This window comes from Acidithiobacillus sp. TH-A35, from assembly GCF_057473505.1.
In genome coordinates, this window is sequence record NZ_JBYCKR010000264.1 from 1 (window position 1) to 1,981 (window position 1,981).

At 61.5% G+C, this 1,981-nt stretch carries 3 protein-coding genes; 2 read left to right on the forward strand and 1 reads right to left on the reverse strand.

The genetic code is table 11. From position 1 onward, the window contains the following. On the forward strand, positions 1-543 hold a 543-nt coding region (ygfZ, locus tag AC2VNK_RS08745; RefSeq protein WP_486883491.1), incomplete at its 5' end, for a CAF17-like 4Fe-4S cluster assembly/insertion protein YgfZ. Between the two features lie 3 nt (positions 544-546). Next, positions 547-894 (forward strand): hypothetical protein, encoded by a 348-nt coding sequence (locus AC2VNK_RS08750; protein ID WP_291522378.1) that lies wholly within the window; start codon positions 547-549, stop codon positions 892-894. Here the strand turns inward: AC2VNK_RS08750 and AC2VNK_RS08755 are convergent. Next, positions 891-1,981 (reverse strand): amino acid ABC transporter ATP-binding/permease protein (locus AC2VNK_RS08755; RefSeq protein ID WP_486883492.1); only part of this gene is annotated, 1,091 nt, incomplete at its 5' end. The genes AC2VNK_RS08750 and AC2VNK_RS08755 overlap by 4 nt on opposite strands.

Consider the following 1,981-nt stretch of genomic DNA (forward strand, 5'->3'; position numbering starts at 1 on the left):
ACCCGCCTGCCCTGGGTGGATAAAGAAGCCTTTCTGATCATTTTGCCCGCATCCCGTGTCGAAGCGCTCAGCACAGAGTTGGCGGCGGCTGGCGCGCGGGCCGGATCTGCGGAGGATTGGCGATTGCAGGCCATTCACGCTGGCATCGGCATGATCAGCAGCGCCACCACAGAAAAAATCATTCCCCAGGAGCTGAATCTGGAGGTATTGGGCGGCATCAATTTCAAGAAGGGCTGCTACCCAGGACAAGAGATCGTCGCCCGCTCCCACTATCTCGGCAAGCTCAAGAACCAGACTTATCGGATCGCGGCGCCGGCGCCGCTGCGGGCGGGTGAAGAAGTCTTCTGCACCAGCATGGGTGAACAGAGCATTGGCATCGTCATCAATGCGGCACCGGATCCTCAGGATGGCTTTGCAGCGCTGGCCGTTGTACGCGCCGCTAACGCCGGGGAAGCCCTGATGGCCGGGGTGCCGGACGGTACGCCTTTGAGCTTAGGGAAACTTCCCTACCCCCTGCCCCTGGACGTCGCCAGGGAAGGATAATCCATGTGGGGTCTGGTGGCAGGCATTGTCAGTTATCCGGTATTTGCCTGGTATAGCAAGCGTTACCTGGATGAGCAGGGACTGGAACGCGGTTTTACCCGCATGACACTGGTGTTTATGGTGGCCACCCTACTCTCTTCGGCGCTCGGTTACGGGGTGTCGTGGGTGACCAGTACGCCGCAGAGTCGCAGCAGTCAGGCCCGATTGCAAAAAGCGAGCACAGTGGTGCTGGATGACGACTTAAAGTGCGCGCAGGACCCCGCCGGCGCCGCCTGCCAGTCCAGTGTGCAGCAGGCTAAGGCCCTGGAGCAAAAACTGCTGTCCGGCCTCAGCGGCGATCGGCAAAATTAGCGGGACACTACAGTGGCTTGGCGGAATGTGGCGAAATGGCTGAGCTGTCCGCCCCGCTGTAAAAGCTCTCCATAGGTCCCCGACTCCACAATCCGCCCCTCGTCGAGAAGGTGAACGCAATCCATGTGCTCCAGACCCACCAAACGATGGGTAATATACAGGACGGTGCGCCCTTCCATGATCTGGCGCAGATCTTTGAGGAATTCCATCTCCGTCACCGGATCGAGCCCTTCGGTCGGCTCATCCAGAATCAGCCAGGGGGCATCCTTAAGAATCGCCCGGGCGATGGCCACCCGCCGACCCTGACCGCCGGAGAGCTTCACGCCCCCTTCGCCGACAATGGTATCCAGACCCTGAGGCTGACTACGCACGAACTCCGCAAGCTGCGCCGTGGCCAGTGCGGACCAAAGCTCATCCTCTTCCGCCTCGCCCTTGGCCACCAGCAGGTTGTCGCGAATCGTACTGTGGAAGAGATAGGAACGCTGGGATACTACCGCGAAATATTCGCGCAGATTGTCTGCCGGGAAATCCCGCAACTCATGGCCACCCAAACACGCGCTGCCCGACTGATAGTCGTAGAAACGCAGCAGCAGGTTGGCGAGACTGCTCTTGCCAGCTCCCGTCACCCCCAGCACCGCAACCCGTGCGCCCGCCGGGATGCTGAGGTCTACGCCGGCCAGGGCATCGCATTGGGCATCAGGATAGCGCAGGTGCAGGCTCTTGAGCTCCAGATCCGGCCGGTCCACCTGCGGTGCGGGTCCCGATGCATCAGGGAAAGGCAGGGGCGTATCCGCCACCGCAAAAATACGGCGTGCGGCCGCACGGGTCTGCCCCAAAAACTGAAAGGCCAGTGGCAGGGCCGCAATGGCCTCGAAAGACCCCATCACGCCCAGGGCAAAGAGGGGCAAGTCTGAACGACCCAAAGCCCCGTCGTGGACCAACGGAATCGCCAGCACCACAATGACCCAGACCGCCAGATTGCCCATGAACCCCATACTGGCGCTGCCGAAACCGGCGATCTGCGCCATACGCGCCTGCCGCCGAAGTAGCGCATCGTTGAGCATACCCGTACGCCGCCGTATCTCCG

Coding starts and splice junctions, on each gene's coding strand:
- AC2VNK_RS08750 (WP_291522378.1), top strand. CDS start 547: ATGTGGGGTCTGGTGGCAGGCATTGTCAGTTATCCGGTATTTGCCTGG.